The organism is Peribacillus sp. 05N428 (assembly GCF_056397085.1).
Genome location: NZ_JBFTMS010000002.1, coordinates 293,414 through 308,974, shown reverse-complemented (window position 1 = coordinate 308,974; position 15,561 = coordinate 293,414). Strand labels below are relative to the sequence as shown.

General features: G+C 42.7%; 17 protein-coding genes. 3 read left to right on the top strand and 14 right to left on the bottom strand.

Annotation, left to right across the window (positions count from 1 at the left end; all coding sequences use genetic code 11):
• Positions 1 to 151 precede the first annotated feature (151 nt).
• A complete protein-coding gene (locus AC1DIV_RS03140) occupies positions 152 to 994 on the top strand; it encodes a DNA endonuclease (RefSeq protein WP_340878100.1) in 843 nt (280 codons plus the stop codon).
• Positions 995 to 1,484: 490 nt separating this feature from the next.
• Here AC1DIV_RS03140 and AC1DIV_RS03135 read toward each other — a convergent pair whose 3' ends face one another.
• The 14 genes from AC1DIV_RS03135 to AC1DIV_RS03070 all read right to left on the bottom strand — a co-directional run bounded on the left by AC1DIV_RS03135 (position 1,485) and on the right by AC1DIV_RS03070 (position 13,107).
• Positions 1,485 to 2,501: a flagellin N-terminal helical domain-containing protein gene (locus AC1DIV_RS03135; RefSeq protein WP_340878101.1), complete on the bottom strand. Its 1,017-nt coding sequence runs from the start codon at positions 2,499 to 2,501 to the stop codon at positions 1,485 to 1,487.
• Between the two features lie 138 nt (positions 2,502 to 2,639).
• Complete coding sequence (gene csrA, locus AC1DIV_RS03130; protein WP_063595761.1) at positions 2,640 to 2,873, bottom strand: carbon storage regulator CsrA; 234 nt, start codon at positions 2,871 to 2,873, stop codon at positions 2,640 to 2,642.
• Positions 2,873 to 3,316, bottom strand: a complete 444-nt coding sequence (gene fliW, locus AC1DIV_RS03125; protein ID WP_258832440.1) for a flagellar assembly protein FliW — start codon at positions 3,314 to 3,316, stop codon at positions 2,873 to 2,875. Before fliW ends, csrA begins: the two co-directional genes overlap by 1 nt.
• A gap of 8 nt (positions 3,317 to 3,324) precedes the next feature.
• Positions 3,325 to 3,903: a DUF6470 family protein gene (locus AC1DIV_RS03120; protein WP_340878103.1), complete on the bottom strand. Its 579-nt coding sequence runs from the start codon at positions 3,901 to 3,903 to the stop codon at positions 3,325 to 3,327.
• Positions 3,904 to 3,947: 44 nt separating this feature from the next.
• A complete protein-coding gene (gene flgL, locus AC1DIV_RS03115) occupies positions 3,948 to 4,826 on the bottom strand; it encodes a flagellar hook-associated protein FlgL (protein ID WP_048687867.1) in 879 nt (292 codons plus the stop codon).
• Positions 4,827 to 4,841: 15 nt separating this feature from the next.
• On the bottom strand, positions 4,842 to 6,401 hold the full coding sequence (gene flgK, locus AC1DIV_RS03110) for a flagellar hook-associated protein FlgK (protein WP_340878105.1): 1,560 nt from the start codon (positions 6,399 to 6,401) through the stop codon (positions 4,842 to 4,844).
• Between the two features lie 30 nt (positions 6,402 to 6,431).
• Positions 6,432 to 6,920 carry a flagellar protein FlgN gene (locus AC1DIV_RS03105; RefSeq protein WP_340878106.1) on the bottom strand — a complete coding sequence of 163 codons (489 nt, stop codon included), beginning with the start codon at positions 6,918 to 6,920 and terminating at the stop codon, positions 6,432 to 6,434.
• Between the two features lie 80 nt (positions 6,921 to 7,000).
• Positions 7,001 to 7,264, bottom strand: a complete 264-nt coding sequence (gene flgM / locus AC1DIV_RS03100) for a flagellar biosynthesis anti-sigma factor FlgM (RefSeq protein WP_063595755.1) — start codon at positions 7,262 to 7,264, stop codon at positions 7,001 to 7,003.
• A 224-nt stretch (positions 7,265 to 7,488) separates the two neighbouring features.
• Positions 7,489 to 7,908, bottom strand: coding sequence for a TIGR03826 family flagellar region protein (locus AC1DIV_RS03095; protein ID WP_340878107.1), 420 nt, complete (start codon positions 7,906 to 7,908; stop codon positions 7,489 to 7,491).
• A gap of 99 nt (positions 7,909 to 8,007) precedes the next feature.
• Positions 8,008 to 8,700: a ComF family protein gene (locus tag AC1DIV_RS03090; RefSeq protein WP_340878108.1), complete on the bottom strand. Its 693-nt coding sequence runs from the start codon at positions 8,698 to 8,700 to the stop codon at positions 8,008 to 8,010.
• Positions 8,693 to 10,084, bottom strand: a complete 1,392-nt coding sequence (locus tag AC1DIV_RS03085; protein WP_340878612.1) for an ATP-dependent helicase ComFA — start codon at positions 10,082 to 10,084, stop codon at positions 8,693 to 8,695. Before AC1DIV_RS03085 ends, AC1DIV_RS03090 begins: the two co-directional genes overlap by 8 nt.
• A gap of 122 nt (positions 10,085 to 10,206) precedes the next feature.
• Positions 10,207 to 11,049, bottom strand: coding sequence for a DegV family protein (locus AC1DIV_RS03080; protein WP_323596333.1), 843 nt, complete (start codon positions 11,047 to 11,049; stop codon positions 10,207 to 10,209).
• Positions 11,050 to 11,235: 186 nt separating this feature from the next.
• On the bottom strand, positions 11,236 to 11,919 hold the full coding sequence (locus AC1DIV_RS03075; protein WP_048687855.1) for a response regulator: 684 nt from the start codon (positions 11,917 to 11,919) through the stop codon (positions 11,236 to 11,238).
• 33 nt (positions 11,920 to 11,952) lie between these two features.
• Positions 11,953 to 13,107: a sensor histidine kinase gene (locus AC1DIV_RS03070; RefSeq protein WP_034315684.1), complete on the bottom strand. Its 1,155-nt coding sequence runs from the start codon at positions 13,105 to 13,107 to the stop codon at positions 11,953 to 11,955.
• A gap of 615 nt (positions 13,108 to 13,722) precedes the next feature.
• Here AC1DIV_RS03070 and AC1DIV_RS03065 point away from each other — a divergent pair.
• The gene (locus AC1DIV_RS03065; protein ID WP_048687853.1) at positions 13,723 to 14,358 is read left to right on the top strand and encodes a YigZ family protein; all 636 of its coding nucleotides are present in this window, start codon (positions 13,723 to 13,725) and stop codon (positions 14,356 to 14,358) included.
• 178 nt (positions 14,359 to 14,536) lie between these two features.
• Positions 14,537 to 15,559 carry an LCP family protein gene (locus tag AC1DIV_RS03060; protein WP_048687852.1) on the top strand — a complete coding sequence of 341 codons (1,023 nt, stop codon included), beginning with the start codon at positions 14,537 to 14,539 and terminating at the stop codon, positions 15,557 to 15,559.
• Positions 15,560 to 15,561 lie beyond the last annotated feature (2 nt).

The window sequence follows — 15,561 nt, the reverse complement described above, 5'->3', positions numbered from 1 at the left end:
TTTACTTTTTATATCGGTTCTGAAATGGAACTTTACAGTGTATTGCAAAGGATTTATCATATATAGAGAACAAACATTCGCTATTGGAGGGGATAACATTATAAAATGGGATTAAGAAGATAAGCTTACACTATTATATAAGGAGGCTTTCATGATTAATCTTACTGATATCCAGAAAAATATATTATATGCCAGCATTATAAGTGACGGTGAAATAACGAAAATTTATAAAAATAGCAGGAGAAAGAACAATAGCTATCGGGAACACTACGGCACATCTCAGGAAGCTTATCGAAAATGGAAAATTTCATTTTTTGATGGATTATTATATATCACTCCGGCAAGTCAATGTGTCCGTTCCGCTTCTTTAGAATTATTTACGGATTTATTCCCACACTTTTACAGTAATGATGGAACTAAACATCTCCCTTTCACATTACTGAAAAATTGCACTTTACCACATTTCCTAACTATTCTATACATGGATGATGGCTCTTTAAGCATCTCATATAGGGTAAATCATAATAAAAAAATTATTTACCTCACACCGCATATATACCTTTACCTTCAATGTTATCCTAAAGACGAATTAGAGAAACTAAAGGAACATATATTTACCACATATCATTCTTCCTTAAAGCTGAGTTCTCGTAAGGACGGATATGGATATATTCTAAAAACTACTTCTGTTAAAGAAACTTTTCGTTTCCTCGAACTAATCGAACCTGTAGCAAAAACTTGTTCTTCAATGTTATATAAAACCTCTTGGGAATTCCGAAATCAAAAAGAAATACTCAGATGGAAATCTAAGTATCCTGATTACACGATTCTTACCAGCAGTTCAGATCGCTCTAAACCCTATTCTCCAGATGAAATTAAATTACTAAGACAACTTAAAGAAAATGGTTATACCACAAATGAAATTGCAAAAATGCTAAAAAGAAGTTATTGGTCCGTTACTCACATATGGCAAGAAATTAAAAAACTAAACTAACGCTATCTTGTGTGATAGTATTTCGGAGCTAGATAATCATGTTTATCTAACCGAGTCCTTATATTTTTCTATACAAAAGAGACCCTAGTAAAACTAGAGTCTCTTTCAGGTAATCTAAAATTAACGAAGAAGTTGTAAAACGCCTTGTGGTTGTTGGTTCGCTTGCTTTGCGACTATGTCTTTCGAGCATAGAACAGACTATATCTTCACCCTTATCTTATTAGGGGCTGGGCACTTCGAATGGCTACCGCCACCCTACGGATTTCATTGCCATAGCTTTCGCCTTAGACTGTATATCCTAGTCGTTGAACCTTCTCCAGAGTTTCCTCAAAGGAGCTTGGCTGCTGATTATCCATTATGTCATCTCCATCATTTTCAGACCATCACGCTTACCGTTTCCAGTTACGTTGTGGTTGATGCAGCTTTAGGAAGTTCCAGCAATTCACCCAGTCATAATTTTATCCATTACTAGATAAAACGCCCTTCAAATTTACCTAAGGAGTTGTAAAACCCCTTGAGGTGCTGAATTTGCTTGAGCCAACATTGCTTGTGCTGCTTGAGAAAGAATTGAGTTCTTAGTTTGATCCATCATTGTTTTAGCCATATCGGTGTCACGAATCCGTGATTCAGCAGCCGTTAAGTTCTCTGAAGAAGTTCCTAAATTGTTGATTGTGTGCTCTAAACGGTTTTGGTGAGCACCTAGTTTAGAACGTTCTTGAGAAACTGTTTCAATCGCAGTATTAATTACTGTGATAGCTGAATCAGCTGAAGCTTGATCAGAGATGTTGATACCTTGTTTAACGCCAACAGCATCATCGTCAAGAGCAGTTGCTGATGCTAGAACTAATTTATCATCGGCATCGTAGTAACCTGCCGCTTTTGCAGCAACACCATTACCTGGGTCAGCGGGTACTGCATCAGCCCATGTAGCTTTTTCGTTTCCAGCACCATCTACAAGAACCTTGTCTCCTCCGTTTGTAGCAGCTTTCAAGTTATTCTCAACTTTTAAAGCAGTAGCGCTCATGTCATTGATAGAAATTTTGATATTTTGGTTTTCGTTAGCACCGATTTGGAAAGTTACGTTTGTAGCAGTTCCATCGATAAGGTTTTTAGTATTGAATTCAGTGTTTTCAGCAATACGAGATATTTCTTCTGAAAGTTGGTTTACTTCTTTTTGAAGTTCGCCACGGTCTGCATCAGTGTTAGTATCGTTTGCAGATTGAGTAGCTAGTTCACGCATACGTTGAAGAATATCGTGAGTTTCGTTTAAAGCACCCTCTGCAGTTTGAATCATTGAAATGCCATCTTGAGCATTACGAGAAGCTTGATCCAGACCGCGGATTTGTCCACGCATTTTTTCAGAGATTGCAAGACCAGCTGCGTCATCGCCTGCACGATTGATGCGCATACCTGATGCTAGTTTCTCCATTGATTTGGATTGTGCGTTTGTTGCTGCACCTAGTTGACGATGTGTGTTAAGTGCTGTGATATTGTGATTGATAATCATTTTTGTTTCCTCCTTGAGTCTTAAGTCCCCACGTCCATGTGGTTGTTTACGATGGGCAGTGAATAAGTCGGCCGCCTATTTCACTGCCCATCGTTGTATATTTAATATCGACCTGCTTGGAAACATATTTAGCGGATTTTACGATTTTTTCTTGAAATACTCATTTATGCCTTCCAGAAAATTAGTTTCTGTTTTGGAGGCTTTTCTATTTTCCTGCTGAATGGAAAGATAGATTTCCTTCCTATGGATATCGACGTTTTTCGGGGCATTGATACCGAGTTTGATCTGATCCCCTTCAATGGACAGGATTGTAATTTCGATATCATCGCCAATCATGATTGCTTCATTCGGTTTTCTGGTCAATACGAGCATCATTTCCCCTCCTGTTCGGCTGGAGGTTCAAAAAGTTTGTGCTTTGTACGGTATTCACTAGCATTCATGATGAATTGCTTTCCGACTTTTTTTGGGCCGTTTATGATAATTGGGGCCTGGAGATTAGCCGTCGTTTCATTGAAGGGGTCCTGGATCGTCAAGATGACGAAAGTGATGACTTCCAGTTCCGTTTCTATTTGTAAAGAAGATAACACCTCATCCGTAAGCTTCACTTCGTAATCATGAAACACTTCAAAAGGATCGGTCACAATGAAGGCAAGCTCTTTTGTTTCTATCGATTGCAGGACGAAAAAGGGTGTGTCATCCAAAGCTAGTAAGCAAAACTTTTTTTCTTCTAAAAATCCTGGTATCCCGCTTTCAAATACATAAATCTCTTTCTCTGCCAATTCGAGTTCGCCATGAAATTTTGTTTGTAGGATCATCTATGTTTTCACTTTCCTTTCTCATCCGCATATAAATTGATGAAATCAATATCCAGCGCATTTTTTTGTAGAATTTCGACATTCACACTGCCTGGTGTATATGTATGGTTCACCCTATTGATTTGAGCATCAATGATCGGTTTTTGGGCGGTTGCTTCAATTTTCACTTCCGCTGGCTGGTAGCCAAGCTTCACGCTGAATGGAGAGGGAATCCAGCCGAGATTGAACTGCTTCTCAGGTCCTTTGCTGTTTTGCCTGGCCTGTTCAGCGAGTGCATTACCGCCTTTTTCAATATGCCTCAGCTCCGTCCCCTGCTGGGCACGTCTTGCCATACCCGCCAGCCAATCTTGATATCCCTGCTGCGCAAATTCATCGACTCTTCTTGAGAGGCTTTTCAAATCCATGTCTTCCCTTGCTTGTGACTGATCGATCGTCAGCTTGCCTGGGGTCGTTTGAATCTCCAGGATCGCTTGCGGCTGTTGAATGGATTGGACAGCCGCCTTCTGTTCGATTTGCTGTACAGGTTGCTCTATATTCAATCCAATCTTCATTGGGGCGGATTGCAATCTAATTTGCGGAATCTGCATCATCAACACTCCTTATAGAAAAAAGCTATCCATTTAAGAATAGCTTAGCGAAGAAAATCCAATAAACTCGGCTGCATGATTTTTGCACCGATACTTAATGCTGCACTATGGACACTTTCCTGGGTCGTCAAATCCATGATCGCCTTTTCGATATCGACATCCTCATTTTTCGAAAGGATTTCAGTGGCAAATACCTCCTGCTGCTTGAGACGGTCCGTCATCAGCTCAATCCGATTTTGCCTTGCGCCAACCTGTGCCTGCATGCCCAAGAAGGTATTTATCGTTGCGTCAAGTCCTTCCAGCGTGCCAGTCACGTCGCCTCCGTTTTCCAGTGCCTCGATTGTCTGGTCGATGCTTCCGCCGGCAGCTAGTGCATCACCAAAAATCTTGGAACCGTCCGTATTGATTTTAAGGGAAATCCCGGAAAACACTTCAAGGTTTATGTCCCCTGTGCCATACACCGTATTTCCATTGCCATCTTTAACGGACGATGGTCTCACATTCGTATCCTGGCCGTTGAAAATATACTTCCCGCCAATCTGTGTGTCGCCAAGAGTTATGAGATGTTCTTTTAATTGTTTAATTTCTTCAGTAATGGTTTTCAGTTGTTCCCCTTCATAAGTGCCATTGCTGCCTTGAACGGTTAATTCACGAATCCGCTGCATGGCGGAAACACTTTCAGTAATGGCATCATCCGTGCTGTCGATCCAATTGGTCGCTTCGGCAATGTTACTTTGATACTGCCCTATTTGATTGAGGTTTGTCCGGTACCCCATTCCCATCATGGCCGCAACAGGGTTATCGGATGGCTTGGAGAACTTCTTTTGAGAAGAGACCTGTTCTTGCAGCTTGGACATCTTTTCGTAACTGCTGCTTAAATTGCTCAGCATATTATTGGTTAGCATCGATTGCGTTACCCGCATATTCGTCCCCTCCTATCATCGGCCTGCTGTACCCATTCCGTTTATGATTTTGTCCAGCATTTCATCCATCATCGTCATCATCCTTGCAGATGCGTTGTATGCCTGCTGGAATTTGATCATGTCCGTCATTTCTTCATCAAGGGATACGGAACTGACGGAATCCCTATTTTGGTTAACCGATGCAGCAAGGACGACAGAGTTGGAAAGGTTCTTTTGGGCGCTTTGGGAATCCACACCAAGCTTTCCGATGATACCGGAATAATAGGTGTCGAAGCTTCCCGTCAATTCGTCAGAGTTTTGGTCTTTGGTCGAGTATTCACTGAACGCCTTCTTTTTCAGGTCAGCCAGGAGTTTGGCATTTTCATTATCCCCGGATGCCCCTCCGCTTTTTCCGCCTGCGGCAATTTTTGTGGGATCCTTAACGATTTCACCATTCACCTTGATGCTTTGGGCGGCACTCTTACCAGGTTCAAGTTCAAAGAAGTTCAAAGTTGAAGTGTTGCCATCACCTAAGGCATACCCTTGTTTATGGATGGCATTGAACTCATTCACGAAAGCGGCCGTCATATTATCAAGCTTTTTCAGCATATTAGGATAAGCGCCGCCGGTCGTGCCATCAGCCTTCTTATAGCCGAAGCTTTTGATCAAACCGGACAGTTCCCCCGAGAAATTGTAATCGGTCAATGTTTTCGAACCAAACTTCAATCCGTCCACCATGCCTGTCGTTTTATCATGGCTAACTTCAACTTTCGAAGTTCCCACCATCCCGGTTTGGTTAACACTGACCAGATTGATGGGCGGCACAAAAGATGAACCGTCTTCTTGCATCAATTCGATGTTGTATAGCCCTGTGGCTACATCGCTGGCTCTGCCGTAATCCGTTGGAATGACGTTATTCACTTTAATGCTGACAAGCTGTGAGAGATTGTCCACGAGCACATCACGTTTATCATAAAGGTCATTGGGGATATAACCATGCGGCTCCACTTTGCTGATCTGTTGGTTAAGCTGATCAATACTGCTGATGAGCGTATTGATTTCGTTCGCTTTGACGTTTATTTGATTTCCGATATCCGTTTGAACGTTCGTTAGCGAGTTATAGTAGTAGTTTAGGGTTTCCGCGACCATGACGCCCGTTGAGGCAACGACTTCACGCGCCCCGGAGTTTTCCGTATTCGCCGTCAGCCCCTGCAGCGAATTCCAGAACTTCTCCATCGTGGCGGCCAACCCGCTGTCGGTCGGTTCATTCATGACGCCTTCCATTTTCGTCAGGGATTCGCTCATGGCCCCGTAATAACCGATTTTATTACTTTGTGTCCTGTATTGTGCGTCCAGGAAACTGTCCCGGATCCGTTGAACCGTTTCAGCTGCAACCCCTGTCCCGATTTGGCCGGCAACGCGCGGGCTGTTCAAACCGACAGTAGGAAAGCCCGACGTCTGGACCAGGTTGACCCGCTGCCTTGAATATCCTAAAGTATTGGCATTGGCCACGTTATTTCCTGTTGTATACAAGGCCCCTTGAGAGGTGGATAATCCGCGTTTGGCGGTCTCAAGACCCATAAAGGTTGAAATCAATTGCTCGCACCTCCATCTTTTTTCTGCTTCTTATGCTTTGGAATCAAACATTCCCATGCCGATTTTCGTCGTTTTCCCAATCGAATCCCCATAATTCAGGTTCTGGTGCTGAGGTCTCAGCATCTCCAAAGAGACATTGATGAATTGAAGGGACTGATAGATCAATTGCTGATTTAAACCGTTCCGCTCCTTCAGCTTTGCCACTTCATCGATCAATGCCGCTTTTAGCATTTCAAGGACTTCCGTTTCTTCTGGTCCTGTCAGTTCCGTCACGGTCTGGATGGTGGCAGGCTGTCCCGCCGTTCCATTGGCTGCAAGAAACTCCTCGACTGCCCTTTCTCTCTCCTTATCCGTCTGACTGATCGCTTTAATATGCTTTTGTTCCGAAATCAGCAGGGCAGTAATCGCCTCGGTATCATTTGCTTTCAAAATGGCCGTTTTACTTATCGCCAATTGATTGAAGCTTATATGAAGCTTGATCAATTTTTCAAGCGATCCGATGATGTTCCGTGCAGTCATTTCTCTGCCTCCTCCGCTCATAAATGAAGGACGGAAACTGGCTCCGTCCACTTCATTCAAGCTTCTTTTTCATGGAAAATTCATTTCCGGTAAAAATCGATGAGACCCTTAGCCGTTGCTTGTGCATTCAATTTATAATTACCTTTTTCAACCTGGATTTTCAGTTCATCCACTTTTGCTTGTCTTGCAGCAAGAATCGGAGATGATTGCTGCATTTCTTTTGCCGCTGAAGAAATTTCAACTTTATCCGAGGATTTGACCTTGGATTCTTTGATATTCCCCGTTTTATTGGCTTGAAGATTATAAGGGTTAACACCTGTCATACCGACGTTATTGATTTTCATATTCCAGATCCTCTCCTTCGGTCGATTTTATAAATCCCATTATGTTTCGATTTCTTAACACATGAAAATGGCTCTGGACTTTGTTATTTTCCCTATCTTTATTATCGACAAGGAACGGATTTCTTTAATTGTTTGCTGTAATCTTTCCTTCGACACCCATTGTCGAATATTGTTCTCAATATCGAATATTTTAACAAAAACGGCATCATGTTTCCATGAATGAATTACCCTTTTTGCTCATCCTTCATGTAGTACGTATTTTTTTTATCATTTCCTTGAATTTCAGTCAGGCGCTTTTCTTCATTTTCAAATGCCTGCAAATCCGTACGCAGCGAATCGCCGCATTTGCCGCATAACCTTCCGCTCTTGATGTTGGCGCCGCACTTTCCACAAGGAATTCCGAGATTGGGAAACTGTGAAATTCTCAGCTTTCCGGTTCTAACAAATTTAATAATTAACCTTTCTTCAACGCCGGTTTCCATAACCACCTGCATCATGGACGCCGTTCTATTTGTTTTCTTGCGAATATATGCATACACTTTATCATATTGGGCTTCTTCTTCTTTATAACAGGCATCGCACACATCACGGAACTTTGTCATAACGAATAACGAATTACAGTTTGGACAGTTGAATACATCCATCGAGGCCCCTCCTTCACCATCACGGCGATTATTCTTCAGTACTGTATATATCGAATAATCCCAGCGATACTTTAGGAAGTTTTATTAAAATAAGCTTTTTCACCTAGCCAGGGTGATGGATGATACTTCTTTGGCCCCAGCCGTTATCAATGCCTTTGCTGCATGCCTGAGAGTTGTGCCAGTTGTGTAAATGTCATCGATGATCAAAATGGATTTATGCTCCAGCAAATCAGATTGCATGACCTGAAAAACCTGCGGTAATGACATTCTCTCTTGACGAGATTTTTTTGATTGTTTTTCGGTATGGATTCTTGTCAAGGTCTCAACCGTATGAAGTCCAACTAGATCTGCCAAAGCCTTTCCCTGGTTGAACCCCCGCTCCTTAAGTCGTTCATCGCTAAGCGGGATGGCCGTTACCAGGTCAAACTCCATCTCCTTTAACCTTTCTTTCAAAAAAGGGACGAAAACCTCAGCTAACGCATAATCACCCCGGTACTTATATTTAGCAATCAGGTCTTTTAAGTATTCATTATAATGAAATAGCGCTATGTTCTTCGACAAATAGCCTCCCCATTCCCTATTCCTTTCCCATCTTGAACAATCGAGACAAAGGCCACCGGTCATATGATCCCCTCCCAGCTCCCTTGAGCACATTGTACATGTTTCCCCGGTTATCCTATTAAGTTTCCCCTCACATCCTTCACAGATTGCCCTTGCCTCGGCCTGCTTAAGCAGGCTCATCCATGTCAAGTCTTGCTTCATTCCTTCATCACAAACTAGACATCTATTCATCCAGCAGCCCTCTTTTCATGGCATTTTTATTCATCATTTGTATATGGTGGACCGCCTCGGCCATCGCTTCACTTTTACCGTAATGAAAAAAGGTGACCGTCCCGGAAGGGTTCGCAAAGCTTCTCCCTACCCTGCCGGCAATCTGAACAAGAGCACTATCAGAAAACACTTCATGTTCAGCACCGATCACGGCTACTTCCAACCGCTCGATTGTCACGCCCCGTTCCAGGATGGTCGTGGTCAGTAATCCCGGAACGAGTCCATTCCTTAAGGCCATTACTTTTTCCTTTCGATCAGGGTGCCGGGAGTGGACAATCGATAATTCAGGGGACAGCCTTTGAAACAGCGGAAGGACTTTCTCCATCACTCTGATGCTTGGAAAAAACAATAGGAAGGGGATATTCTGGTTAAGGCGCTCACTTACCCATGCATTGATTTTCGATGGAATCTTTTGTTGAAGGAATAGTTTTTGCCAATTGCCGCTCCACTTCATTTCAGGAACGGGGATTGGCTGGCGATGATAACGGGCCGGGATTATGAAGGCTTTCAATTTGCCGCTTCGGTATAGCCGCTGCATCCTCTTCGAAGGTGTGGCGGTCAAGTAGATGGTTGCCGCGGATACCTTTTTCGATTTATTAACCGCATAATCCAGCGAATCATCCATTGAGTAAGGAAACGCATCGACTTCATCAACGATGATGACATCGAAAGCTTCAATAAAACGGAAAAGCTGATGGGTCGTGGAAACTGTCAGTGGCGAAAAACCATGTCGATCTTCACTGCCGGCATGGAGGGTCGTGACTTCAATGGCAGGAAAAGCTTTTTTTAACCTTGGGGAGAGTTCGAGAACGACATCGGTCCGCGGTGTTGCCAAACAAATCCGTTTCCCGGCAAGCAAGGCTGCCTCAATCGCTGGAAATAATACCTCCGTCTTCCCTGCCCCGCATACAGCCCATACCAGGAATTCATCTTTTCCGTTTACGGCTTCAACGACACAGTCGGACGCATTTTGTTGACCTGCCGATAAAGTGCCTGTCCACCTCATCACATTGTCAGGAATCCTATATTGAATGCCGGGACCTGTCCATCTATAAAGCTTTGCACATTCACTGACCCGTCCCATCATGATGCATGAGCGGCAGTAAGTGCAATCTTGATTGCAAATCTTGCAAGGGAAAGTATAAAACAAGGTTTGATCTTTGTTACCGCAGCGTACACAGTGATAACTGCCGTTCCCGGATTGCACGCCGCAAGTTTCCGAGACATACCCATTCTTGAGGTGCTCTGTGAGGATTTCTTGGGAGAAGGGGATTTCGAAGTCCAAAAGATGTTTACCGGTGAGATGGTTCTGAAGTTCAGGGGAATAAGGCGGGGAAATACTCATTTTTTTCAAACTGCAACCTCCATTTCTTGATAAATTACACTCCCCCTTATCATTCGCTTTTAACTCCCGGATTCCTTTTTGTTCATAAAAAAACGCCTTTCACTAAGTAAAGGCGTCACAGCTTAAATTTTATACCAGCCCATCCCCATCGAGCCTTCGCCCAAATGCGTTCCGATTACTGGACCGAAGTAGCTGATGTCGAATTCGACATTCGGGAACCGGGCTTCAAGTTCCGCTTTCCACTCTTTAGCTTCACTTTCCCGTTTTGCATGAATGATGACGGCTTTATATTTCTCGCCGCTAGCCGCGTCTTCTCCAAGTAAATCAGCAATCCGTTTCATCGCTTTTTTCCTTGTACGGATTTTTTCGAATGGGACGATGACTTTATCAACAAAATGGAGCACCGGCTTCACTTGAAGCAGACTGCCGATCAAAGCTTGGGCACTGCTTAAGCGGCCGCCGCGCTGGAGATGGGATAGGTCATCTGCCATGAAGTATGCCTTGACCGATGGTTTCATTTCTTCAAGCCTGGCCATGATTTCTTCTGCACCTTTGCCATCAAGTGCCATCTTTGCCGCCTCGATCACGTAAAAGCCCTGTACCATGCAGCTGATTTCCGAATCAAAGGCATGAACCCTGATTCCCTCGACCATTTCACCTGCAGATACCGCTCCTTGATACGTTCCGCTGATGCCGCTCGATAAATGAATGGAAATAACATCATCATATTCTTTTTGGAGTTCCTCGAACTTCTCGACAAACTTCCCGATTGGGGGCTGTGAAGTGGTCGGCAATTTCTCCTGCCTCTTTACTTCCTCATAAAACTCATCCGCAGTAATATCAATTTCCTCCCGGTAAGCTTCATTGGAAAAAATGACATTAAGCGGCATCATATGTATATGTAAACGATCACGCATTTCCTTTGATATATATGCAGTGCTATCTGTTACGACTGCGGTTTTCATAATAGTACCATCCTTATAAAAATTTACTTCGTATCATATTCAACATTCTATCTGAAAATGCCTTTATTTGCATTAAATAGCTTTTTGAATTACCAAAAATTTGAATGTAATCACATCCAATAAAAAAATCCAGCCCTTCAGCACGCATTGCGGAATCTGAAGAGCCGGACTTATCGAACGCTTTAATTACTTCACTTCTACCCAGCCGTTTTTAATAGCTAGGACAACCGCTTGTGTACGGTCATTCACATTCATCTTCTGAAGAATGTTACTCACATGGTTCTTGACTGTTTTTTCACTGATATATAGAGTTTCGCCGATGGCCCGGTTGCTTTTCCCGTCAGCTAAAAGCTGAAGCACTTCACATTCGCGTCGAGTCAATAGGTGAAGCGGCCTCCTGATTTCTATCGTATGTACGGAATCACGATCAGCACCCTCTTCAGCTGCTAAGCGGCGATATTCTTTAACTAAGTTATGGGTGACCTTCGGATGAAGGTATGAGCCGCCTTCAGCGACTACACGCACAGCATCGATCAACGCGTCTGCGTCCATCTCTTTCAACAGATAACCTTGTGCTCCTGTTTTCAATGCGTGCTGCACGTAGTTTTCATCATCATGGATGGAAAGGATGATGACTTTTGTTTCAGGGTAACGGCTCACGAGCATTTTTGTAGCTTCGACCCCATTCATGTTCGGCATGTTGATATCCATGATAACAACATCAGGTTTATGTGTTTCAACAAGATCCATAGCTTCGCTTCCGTCATCACCCTCGGCAACAACATCAAAGGATGATTCAAAATCTAATATGCGCTTTACGCCTTCACGGAAAAGCTGATGGTCATCGATTATGACGATACTAGTCTTCAACGGCTTCTTCCTCCTAGTTTCTATTTAATATGTCTATTCTCTATTATTTAAATGGTAGGGAATTTGGATAAATACCAAAGTGCCTGCCCCCGGTTGTGAATCAATCGTCATTTCACCTTCCAGCAGCTCGACCCTTTCTCTCATTCCCACCAAGCCAAATGAACCTTCTTTTTGAATCGAAGAGTCAAACCCCTTTCCATCATCTTTAACGACGACGGTCACCATCTCCTTGGAAATGGACAGTTTAACTTGAATCTGTTTTGGGTCCGCGTGCTTCAATGAATTTTGTACAGCCTCTTGAACCAGCCTGAATAATGCGACCTCCATATCGGAAGGGAGCCTTTTGACCTGCCCAAGGTTGACGAAATTCAGATTCACGCCATTATTGTAGTCTTCGGTCGTTTGCAGGTACTTTCTGAGGGTAGGAACAAGTCCTAAATCATCAAGTGCCATAGGACGAAGGTCATAGATGATTCTTCGCACTTCATATAAAGCATTCCTTACCATGACCTTTAAACTGCGGATTTCCACTAACGCTTCATCAGGACCTCTCTCCCGCTGCACTCGTTCTATCAGGTCTGAGCGCATCATGACGTTTGCCAGCATTTGCGCCGGACCATCATGGATTTCACGTGAGAGCTTTTTACGTTCCTGCTCCTGGGCTTCGATTATTTTCAGACCGAAGTCCTGTTTGCGTTTCGCTTCTTGAAGGGCTTCCCCCACAAATTTAAGATCCTGTGTCAAATAATTCTGCACTACCGATATTTGCGAGACGAGATGCACCGCTTTATCGATCGTCTGCTGCAAACCCCTTAACCTTAACTCAAGCTCATCCCGGCGATTACGGAGCTCTTTCTCCAATTGCCGGTTAATTTGTAAATCGACTTGCAGCTTATGTGCCCTTTCATAAGCATCGCGCACCTGTTCTTCAGAAAAATGGTTGAAGTGCATACTGACTTCTGAAAGCCTTTTTCGAGCAAACCTGGCTTTTGAATCCAGTGCATCGCTGTCGGTTATCACAATGGCAACCCTGATTTTCACATCATCAAGCTCTTTTGATAATGTCTCGAAATCCTTTCGGCATTGTTCGCCGATATCAAAGACTTCATCCTTACTTTCACTAACAGTGCTCACCATTGTTTCTAAGATCTTGTCCAATGCTTTAGCATCAACCTTTTTAATGGACATTAAGATCCCTCCACTTAAATCAAAGACTTAAACAATTTATTGTCTTAAAGACTATGTATATGGAAAAAAGTTCTTTCCCTTTTTCATGAATGGTTAAATTTCAGGAAACTTTTGTATGAAGTAACCTTCATGAACATATTGTACCAAAAAAAGATTAAAAATACGTTAATTTCCTTTTGTGATTTCCATAAAATGTACATATTTACTATACATCTCATAATCCGGCCATTAAGTCTGCCTATTAAAGGCAGAAAGCCATATCTATTTTCCTGATACAAAATATCCTTTTCAATCAAATGGGATATTCCGCTTCATTGATTATCATATGAAACAGATGCATTTATTAAATGGCAAAATCCTTGAAATGAGAGGACACGTTAAGGTAAAGCCAGGATAATGGCACAGAACTCATATTTTTCCTACAATGTTATTCTTTTAAGCATATATGACCAGCTAATAACAATAACAGGCAATGAAATTAATTATAACACGTACAGCTTTATCTTATATTAAAGTTTCTTTACACATGCAGTATGTAAATGAATCGTCATTGCCACTTTTTCCGCAAAGCCTTATAATAAATCAACTAATAGGAAGCACGAAGGTGGAATAATAATGCTCACTCAATATTTAACGGTGGCAGGTCGCGGCGACCATGAAATCGTCATTGAAAAATCCCGTTTTATTTCCCACATCGCCCGGGTCGAAACCGAAGATGCCGCACAGGCCTTTATCCAGGAAATCAAGAAAAAGCACAAAGATGCTACACATAATTGTTCAGCTTATATGATAGGGGAACAAAATCAAATCCAAAAAGCCCTCGACGACGGGGAGCCGAGCGGAACGGCAGGCGTCCCTATCCTAGAAGTGCTTAAGAAAAAAGAACTGAAGGACACCGCTGTTGTGGTCACACGGTATTTTGGCGGCATCAAACTTGGTGCTGGCGGCCTCATTCGCGCTTACAGCAAAGCGACTTCAGAAGGGATAAATACCACTGGTGTCGTCATTAGGAAACTAATGCGGGTCATTTCGACAACCGTCGACTATACCTGGCTTGGAAAATTGGAAAACGAATTGCGCTCTTCCATTTATCAAATAAAGGAAATTCAATACCTCGATCAGGTCAATATCCTTGTATATGTGGAGGAAACACAAAAAGAGACATATACCGCTTGGATTACAGAGCTGACAAATGGTCAAGGCCACATAACTGAGGAAGAAATGCTTTATTTGGAAGAGGAATTCTCCTGATATACTCCTGCATATTTTTCCTTTTTTATGCTGTAATATAATTGAAAAGAAATATTTATTTTACGAAATTATTAAATCATTGTAAAATTAGGTGTAATATATGACGAAATATAAACTGCAGGATTCGAAAAATAGCGATATATGTCTGATGTTCGTTATTTAAAAGGAGAAGAAAAAGATGTCTACTACTAGGCGTGTTTATAAAATTAAAAAAACAAAGAAAAAAAGGCGAAAGAGGCTTTGGTTATTGCTTGTTCCCCTGCTGGTACTTGGTCTGGGGGCTTCTACGTATGCTGCAACCCTGTATATGAAAGCCCAGAATGTATTCAATGATTCCTATGACCCTGTGGAAGCCTCAGCAAAGCGAAGTGCAGCAATCGACCCGCTCGAAGATAATTTCTCGATCCTTTTCATAGGAATCGATGATAGCAAGGACCGTGACTTAAAAGGAAATTCCCGGTCGGATGCTTTAATGCTGGCCACATTCAATAAAGATCAAAAGTCTATAAAACTATTAAGCATTCCGCGTGATTCATATGTGTACGTGCCAGCCAAAGGCGTAACCACGAAAATCAACGCGGCCCATGCAGCCGGCGGACCGAAAGCGACGATGGACACCGTAGAGGAGTTACTCGATGTCCCTGTCGATTATTATGTTCGCATGAACTTCAATGCTTTCATCGATGTCGTAGATTCATTGGATGGTATTGAAGTCGACGTACCTTATGAAATGTATGAAATCGATTCACATGACAAAAAGAATGCCATCCACCTCGAAGAAGGATTACAGACCGTTGATGGTGAAGAAGCATTAGCATTTGCACGGACACGTAAAAAGGACAGTGATATCCAACGCGGCGAGCGTCAGCAGGAAGTCCTGAAAGCCATCATTGCCAAAGCAACCTCTGCTGGATCACTAACGAAATATACAGACGTAATGGAAGCTGTCGGCGACAATATGACAACGAACCTTAAATTCTCGCAAATGAGAGGTTTCATAAAATATGTGACTACCGATAAAGGCATCAATCTTGAAACCATCAAACTTGAAGGACAGGATTCTACCATTAACGGAACCTATTATTATCAGCTGAACGATACATCATTAGCGAACACTAAGCTGTTGCTTCAATCCCACTTGAACCTGGGACCAGCTGAAGGCAATCAAACTGAAGCAGTTCAATCACAAATACAAGAATAAAG